Source organism: Metapseudomonas resinovorans DSM 21078 (assembly GCF_000423545.1).
GTDB classification, from domain to species: Bacteria; Pseudomonadota; Gammaproteobacteria; order Pseudomonadales; family Pseudomonadaceae; genus Metapseudomonas; species Metapseudomonas resinovorans.
In genome coordinates this window covers 86,755-94,724 of sequence record NZ_AUIE01000031.1, presented here as the reverse complement: position 1 = coordinate 94,724, position 7,970 = coordinate 86,755, and the positions used below count along the sequence as shown (strand labels likewise).

Annotated in this window: 4 protein-coding genes; 1 reads left to right on the top strand and 3 read right to left on the bottom strand. The window is 64.4% G+C overall.

Going from position 1 to position 7,970, the window contains the following annotated elements; genetic code table 11:
- The first annotated feature begins 549 nt into the window (after positions 1 to 549).
- The gene (locus G559_RS0120150; protein WP_028629979.1) at positions 550 to 1,455 is read left to right on the top strand and encodes an acyltransferase; all 906 of its coding nucleotides are present in this window, start codon (positions 550 to 552) and stop codon (positions 1,453 to 1,455) included.
- A 79-nt stretch (positions 1,456 to 1,534) separates the two neighbouring features.
- On the opposite strand, the gene G559_RS0120145 is transcribed toward G559_RS0120150, so the two are convergent.
- The 3 genes from G559_RS0120145 to G559_RS0120135 all read right to left on the bottom strand — a co-directional run bounded on the left by G559_RS0120145 (position 1,535) and on the right by G559_RS0120135 (position 7,828).
- Positions 1,535 to 1,849 carry an EthD family reductase gene (locus G559_RS0120145; protein WP_028629978.1) on the bottom strand — a complete coding sequence of 105 codons (315 nt, stop codon included), beginning with the start codon at positions 1,847 to 1,849 and terminating at the stop codon, positions 1,535 to 1,537.
- A 113-nt stretch (positions 1,850 to 1,962) separates the two neighbouring features.
- On the bottom strand, positions 1,963 to 4,119 hold the full coding sequence (locus tag G559_RS29130) for a putative bifunctional diguanylate cyclase/phosphodiesterase (RefSeq protein ID WP_036997606.1): 2,157 nt from the start codon (positions 4,117 to 4,119) through the stop codon (positions 1,963 to 1,965).
- Positions 4,100 to 7,828, bottom strand: coding sequence for a response regulator (locus G559_RS0120135; RefSeq protein WP_028629977.1), 3,729 nt, complete (start codon positions 7,826 to 7,828; stop codon positions 4,100 to 4,102). The genes G559_RS29130 and G559_RS0120135 overlap by 20 nt, the downstream gene beginning before the upstream one ends.
- Between the last annotated feature and the right edge of the window lie 142 nt (positions 7,829 to 7,970).

The window sequence follows — 7,970 nt, the reverse complement described above, 5'->3', positions numbered from 1 at the left end:
ACACCACCACTCAGCCAGCGAGCCGCGACGAAAGAGTGACGCAGTCAACACGCCCGTAATTCGCCCGGGTCATCAGCGCGATGACCGATCTTGTAGAAAGGGTGTGGTGCAAAGGGGCATGCCTGAGCGCAACGCGCAAGCAGGATCGTGTTGGTCCTCGTGACCAGCGGATAGAAGGTGGTGAGACGCCAGGTCTCACGAGCAGCATGCCCCGCTGCCTTGATGCGTGCCCCGAGTCATGAATCGGAGGAACAGGCCTTGACACCGAGATCTTCATAGAAGGGGCGAATTCATTCGCCAAGCAGACCAAAGGTCTGCCCTTGCGAACGAGGAAGGGGCTGCAGCGCAGCCCTTGGCGAATGAATTCCCTCCTACCGCCTTCTCCCCCGGAATCAGCGCCCGCCGCGACCGCTCGGTCACCCTTCGCGCTTGCAGTTGAGTGAACAACCGTTAACCTTGGCCACCATTCTGCCCGCAGTCAGGGAACGCCGCGGGTCCTACCCATAACGAGGTGGCCATGACCACCCCCGGTGAGGCTCCAACCCGTCCATGCTGAGTTTTATCCCTTCCCCGCTGCTCGGCGCCCTGGCGGCGTTGATGCTGACCCTCAACACCTTGTTCTGGTGCATTCCGCTGTTCGCCGTCACCTTGCTCAAGCTGCTTTTGCCCTTCCATGCGGCCAAGCGCGTGCTGAACTGGGCTGCCAGCTTCGTCGCCGAGGGCTGGATCAGTTGCAACAAACTGTGGATGCGCCTGGTGCGCGACACCCGCTGGGACGTGGACGGCCTGGCCGGGCTGGACTACCAGCACAGCTACCTGGTAACCAGCAATCACCAGAGCTGGGTGGACATCCTGGTCCTGCAGCACCTGTTCAACCGCCGTATCCGCCTGCTGCGCTTCTTCCTCAAACAGGAGCTGATCTGGGTCCCGGTAATCGGTCTGTGCTGGTGGGCGCTGGATTTCCCCTTCATGAAGCGCTACTCCAAGGCCTACCTGGCCAAGCACCCGGAGAAGAAGGGCAAGGACCTCGAAACCACCCGCCGCACCTGCGACAAGTTCCGCGACAATCCGGTGGGTATCTTCAACTTCCTCGAGGGCACCCGCTTCACTCGCGCCAAGCACGACGAGCAGGACTCGCCCTTCCAGTACCTGCTCAAACCCAAGGCCGGAGGCATCGCCTTCGTGCTGGATGCCATGGGCGAGCAACTGCATTCGCTGGTCAACGTCACCATCCACTACCCGGATGGCAACCCGAACTTCTGGACCCTGCTCGCCGGCCGCCTGCGCCAGGTGGTGGTGCGCATCGAAAAAATGGAAATTCCCGGCGAGTTCATCGGCAAGAACTACGACCAGGACGAGCAGTACCGCCTGGCCTTCCAGCAATGGGTGAACCGCCTGTGGGAAGCCAAGGACGCCCAGTTGGTTCGGCTGCACCAGCAGTTCCCGCCAGCCTGAGCCTCAACCGGGTGGACGACCCTTCGTCGGTCCTCCCGCCCGGATACGAAGAGCCCGCCGATTGGCGGGCTCTTGTTCTTCATGGCGTCTGTAACACCTCATCCACCTGGAGCAAGGGCGCCAGGTTGGTGTAGTTGGGGATATCGGCGCTGATCTCGTCGCCGTTCAGTTCCAGCGTGCTGCGCAATTCCTCCATCGACAGTACCCATAGGTTAGCCATGCAGATGAACGGCGCCACGGCGCCATCCGCTGCGGCCAAGCCCTTGCGCACTTCGACCTTCACCAGGTTTTCGCCGATCAGGCGGGTCAGGAGCGGGATGTGTTCCTCGCAGTAGTAGGTGAAATCGAACTTGGCGCCCGGTGCGTTGGGGTACGCCACAACAAAGCAGTACATGGAGCCTCCTTATTGCAATAGGCCGGCGGCGTGATCCCGGATGCCCCGACAACTCAAGTGTAGGCCCGCGCGTTCGGGTGTGCGTGATGCCACTCTCTCCGCCCACCCCCTCTTCATGGAGAGGGAGTGAGGCTTTCGGAGGCCTCGCGCAGCGTGCTCCAGTCCACTACCCGCGGAAAGGCCTCGGCCTTGGCGACGGGAAGCCCCGGCGCCACCAGGAAACCCTGCATGAAGGTGCAGCCGTGCTCCAGCAGCCAGTCACGCTGGGCCAGGGTTTCCACCCCCTCGGCGATCACCTCCAGGCCCAGGTGGCGACTGAGGTCGATGATGGTGCTGACCACGGCGGCGTCGCGCCGCGACTCCAGCATGTTGGAGATGAACAGGCGATCGATCTTCAAGGTGTCCAGTTCGAAATGGCGCAAGTAGGCCAGGGACGAATAGCCGGTGCCGAAGTCGTCGATGGCGATGCGCACGCCCAGGGCGCGCAGTTGCCGGAGCTGCTCGCGGGTCAGCTCCAGGTCCTGCATCAGTGCGCTTTCGGTCACCTCGACCTCCAGCTGCTCAGGCCGCAGGCTGAATTCGCCGAGCACCCGCCGCAGGTCGTCCACCAGCTGCGGCATGCCGAACTGCACAGGGCTGACGTTGAGACTGATCACCAGGTCCTCGCCGAAACTCGGGAGCCACGCGCTGCACTGACTGGCCCCCTCCCGCAGCACCCAGTCTCCCAGGCGGTTGATCAGGCGGGTCTCTTCCAGCAACGGGATGAACACATTGGGCGCCACAGTGCCTGCGACCCGGTGTTCCCAGCGCAGCAAGGCTTCGAAGCCGCGCAGGCGGCCGGTCTCCAGGTGGACCTGCGGCTGGTAGACCAGGTGGAAATCGTTCTGCTCGATGGCGTTGCGCAGGCTTTCCTCCAGCATCAGCCGGGAGCGGGCGCGGCCGTTCATCTCCGGCGAGTAGAAGCGGTATTGCTGGCGACCGGCGCGCTTGGCCTCGTACATGGCGATGTCGGCCGCGCGCAACAGGCCATCCACGCTCTGCCCGCACTCGGGGAAGCAGGCGATGCCAACGCTGGCGCCAAGGGTGATGTCGATGCCCTCGATGCGGTGGCGCACGGACACCAGCTCGATCAGTTTCTCCGCCACCCGCGCAGCGTCTTCGGGATGATCGAGGGTATCCAGCAGCGCTGTGAACTCGTCCCCCCCCATGCGCGCCAGGATGTCGTAGGGACGCAGGCAATTCTTCAGCTGTTCGGCCACTCGCCGCAGCACGCGGTCACCGGCCTCGTGGCCGAGCGAGTCGTTGATCAGCTTGAAGCCATCCAGGTCCAGGTAGAGCACCGCCATGCGCTTGCCGTTGCGCTCGATGCGCGCCAGGGATGCCTCAAGCGCCTGGTGGAAGCCACGCCGGTTGAGCAGGCCGGTCAAGGCATCGGTGATGGCCTGGGACTCCAGTTGCGCATGCAGCTGGCGCACCACCGACATATCCAGGGCGATGACCACCATGGAGCGCTGCAGGCGTGGCAGGGGCGATGACGACAACGCCACCGCCAGGCGCTCGCCCCCCATGGTCTTGAGGCTCGCATCGTGCAGGCGATAGGTCTCGTTGCGCTTCCAGTGGCGGTAGAAATCCGACAGCTTCCATTCGGCGGCCATCTCAGGATGCCCGATCAGGCTCAGCAGCGGCTGGCCCTCCAGATCGTCCACCGCGCCCTGGAGCATATGCGCCATGGCCGGGTTGGCGAAGCTGATGATGCCGTCTTCGCCCACCACCAGGATGCCTTCCGCTGCGTTTTCCAGCACCGAGGCATTGAAGGCACGGGCACTGTCCAGTTGCTGGCTGAGTTGCAACAGGTCGCGCCGGTTGCGCTCGTGGGCCAACAGGGACTGGATCTTGTGGCGCAGCACCTGGGGGTCGAAGGGTTTGAGGATGAAGTCCACGGCCCCGGACGAATAACCGCGCAGCACGGCGTCCTGGGTGTGGGCGATGGCGGAGATGAAGATGATCGGCGTATAGCGGGTCAGCGGGCTGCTGCGCATCAGCCGGGCCACCTCGAATCCATCCATGCGCGGCATCTGCACATCCAGCAGCACCAGGCCGACCTCTTCCTCCAGCAGGCATTTCAACGCGGCCTCGCCGGAATCCACGGTACGCACCTGCCATTCGCCGTCATCCAACAGCGCTTCCATGGCGGCAAGGTTCTCCTGGCGGTCGTCCACCACCAGCAGGATGTTGGCCGCAGAGGCCTCCTTAAGCTGCAGGTGCGCCATGGCGACCTCCTGGTTGTTCCAGCCAGCGGTAGAGCATGTCCAGCAGTTCCTGGCGACTGATCGGCTTGGCCAGGTAGTCGTCGGCGCCGGCGGTGATGCACTTCTCCCGGTCGCCCTTCATCGCGTGGGCGGTCAGGGCGATGATCGGGATGCCACAGCCGTGTTCCTGCTTGAGCACGCGGGTGGCGGTGTAGCCGTCCATATTGGGCATGGCCATGTCCATCAGGATGAGGTCGAAGGGTTCGCGCTGGAAGCAGGCGATGGCTTCCAGTCCGTCGCGGGCGGCGGTGACCTTCATGCCGGTTTCGTCGAGCAGGGCACTGAGGGCGTAGACATTCCGCACGTCGTCGTCCACCAGCAGCACACGGCTGCCTTCCAGCGGGTCCACCACCGAGCTGGCCTGGGGTTGGCGCAGGCCAGCCAGAAAGCCCTGAACCGCCGAGCTGAGGTTGTCGAGGTCCTCGCCGGCCTTGCGCACGACCACCGCGGAGTAGCGTCGCAGGCGCTGCAGGTTCTGCTGGTTGACGTCGACCCCGGTGTTTATGACGACCCGGGAGCCCTCCAGGGGGCGTTCACGGTCGAGACTGTCGAGCAGCTCGAAGCCATCCTGGTCAGGCAGGTCGAGATCGATCACCAGGGCGGAGAAATCGCTCTGCGCATAGGCTTTGCGGGCACCCTCACCGTTGGCGCTGGTCACCACATCGAAACCCAGTTGCTCCAGGTGCTCGCGATAGTGCTCGCGCTCCACCTCGACATCCTCCACCAGCAGCAACTTGCGCTCCTGCGGCGAACGGCCGCCCTCCAGGCCCTGGAACACCTGCTCCAGGTCCTCTCGGGCAATGGGTTTGACCAGGTAGCGGGTGGCGTCCTCGTTCCAGTCCTGGGGCTGGGGGACACAGGAAATGATGTTCACCGGGGTAGTACGGTGGTTCGCATGACTGCGCAGGCGTCGGTAGATCTGCCAGCCGCTGATATCCGGCAGCAGGATGTCGAGGATGACCGCGGCGAAGCGCTCGTTCTGCAAGAGCGCGATGGCTTGCTTGCCGTTGCGGCAATGGACACTGGAGAACCCATGGGCCTGGGCTTCCTCGGCCATCACCGAGGCGAAATTGACGTCATCCTCGACAATCAGTACCGACGGGCCCTGGCCGCCGCGCACTGGCTGCATGGGCCCTTCATCGTCCTTCGGCTGGCTGGCGGCCACTGCCACCGGCAACCGAACGGTGAAGCGCGAACCCCGTCCCGGTAAGCTTTCCAGCGAGATATCGCCATCCAGGGCAAGCACCAGCTGACGGGTGATGGCCAGGCCCAGCCCGGTGCCCCCGAAGCGCCGGCTGGTCGAGCCATCGATCTGCTGGAAGGCCTGAAAAATACGCTCGTGCTGGTCCTCAGGAACGCCAATACCCGTGTCGCGGACGACGAAGCGCAACACCTCGCGCTCGTCGATGGCCGCGGCCGGGTCGAGCTCGACCGACAGCTCTACATCGCCACGCTCGGTGAACTTGAGGGCATTGGACAGCAGATTGCGCAGGATCTGGTGCAAGCGCACCCGGTCGCTGTGGATAACCCGCGGCACGCCGGCCTGGACGTGGGTAGAGAGGCGCAATCCCTTGATCTCGGCCATGGGCCGCAAGCTGCCGTCGAGCTCGGCGAGCATGTCCTGGACGTTGAGCGGTTCCAGCTTGAGCTGCATGCGCCCGGCTTCGACCTTGGCCAGGTCGAGCACATCGTTGATCAGCTGCAGCAGGTCGCTGCCGGCGCGGTGGACGATGTCGGCGTGACGGGTCTGTTTCTCGGTGAGGTTGCCGACCATGTTCTGACGCAACTGATCGCTGAGGATCAGAATGCTGTTCAGCGGCGTGCGCAGCTCATGGGACATGTTGGCGAGGAATTCGGACTTGTAACGATTGGCCAGCATCAACTGCTCGGCCTGGTCACGCAGTCGCTGTTCCGCCGCCCTGCGTTCGCTGATGTCAATGATCACCGCCTGCACCAGCAATTCGCGGCCAGCGCGAATGGGCGACAGGCCCACCTCCAGGGGAATCTGGCGACCGTCACGATGCTGCCCGAACAGCTCGCGGTTGCTGCCCATGCGCCGCTGCTCGGGCTTGCGCTGGAAGCCTTCGCGCAATGCCACATGAGCCTCACGCAGCGCCTCGGGAAGGAGCATCTCCACCGGCGAACCGAGCATTTCCTGGCGACCATGGCCAAACAGTTGCTCGGTCTGGCGGTTGACCATGGCGATCCGCCCCTGGGTATCCACCAGGACGATGGCGTTGGGCGACGCCTCGACCACCAGGCGGAAGCGCTCCTCGGCGCTCTTGCGCGCCTGCAGGTCCACCAGGTTGATCAGGTAGCGCTGGTTCGCGCCGTGGTTCAGGCTGCTCAGGGTCAGCGCCACCGGGATTCGCTCCCCCCCATCCTGTTGCGCTTCGACCTCGGTCAGCTGGGTGGGGGACTGGTCACCGTCGCTCGACTCCAGGGCCGCCATACTCGGCAGGTAGCGCTGCAATCGCTGCCCCAGCAGAAACTCGGTGTCACAGGCCAACAGATCGCCCGCACTGGCATTGGCCATCTCGATTCGACCTTGGGCATCACAGATAAGCGTGGCCACGGGCAGGTGCTGCAGCAACAGGCGGAAACGTTCCTCACGCTCGGCCAGCGCGGTGGCAGATGACAGGCTGAGCTGCAATTGCCGCTCACGCAGATAGAGGTAGCCGCCCGCCAACAGCGAGAGCAGCAGCGCAGCCGCGAGGCCCGTCCAGAGGCTGAAGGCGATGCGGTCGTTGCCCAGCATGGCCTCATACTTGGCCGTGCTGCTTATGCCCAACACCCAGGTGCGGCCGAAGAGCTTGAGCTCCTCGACCCGATGGAAGCGCGGCGGGTGGCTTCCTTCAGGCTCCTCCAGCATAGGCGTGCCAGGACTGCCCGCATCCTTGATGTCGATGCTGAAGAGGCTGCTCTGGGTGCCCAGGATTCCGTCCATCAGGTCGTTCATGCGAAAGGCGCCGCAAACCATGCCGACCAATGCCGCGCGACGCTCCTCGACGGTGACGCTGGGCGCGTCTGGGCGATACACCGGCATGAAGAGCAGCAGGCCGCTTTGCACGTGCTGGTCGGTCTCCTGCCGGAGCGTGACCGGCCCGGTGAGGATCGCCTCGCCGGTATCCCGGGCAAGATCGACCGCCTCCCGGCGCACCGCCTCGCTGAGCATGTCAAAGCCCAGGGTGCGCCGGTTGCGCCAGTCCATGGGGCTGCTGTATTGCACCACCAGGTACTCGTCCCGCGGCTCCGAGGGAAACACACGGAACTCACGGCGCCCCTGGTCCCAGATCTCGCCGACGAAGGCGTTCAGCTCCGGGTGCTTCAGATAACGCGCCCATGCCAGCGCCTGGATGCCCGGATAGCGATCCTGCAACTGCAACTGGTCCGTGGCCCGCCCCCACTCCTCGGCCGACACGGCAGCGCTGCCCACCATCAAACCAGACATGCCGCGCAGGACCATCTCGTAGGCGCGCATCCGGATGCCGACGCGCTGGGCAATTTCCTCCGCCTCGATCTTGAAGCGCTGCTCGTACTCGCTACGGTTGCGCGCTTCCAGGGCCAACCATTGCCAGAGCACCAGCCCCCCGAGAACCAGCATCAGGGTCAGGGTTACCAGCACTGGCAGCAGGTATTTGCGGGATAGGGGGGATTGACGATCGTCCATGCAGTCTCCTGTCCATTCCATGGCCGTCGCCGCGTCTCTGGGTACGCGGGCGAACGATTCAGGCGGGGCCCAGTGGAACCCTGCATCGCAGTCTAGACAGGAAAGTGGGAGCGGGCGTTGAGCCAGTAATTGCACGACGAGC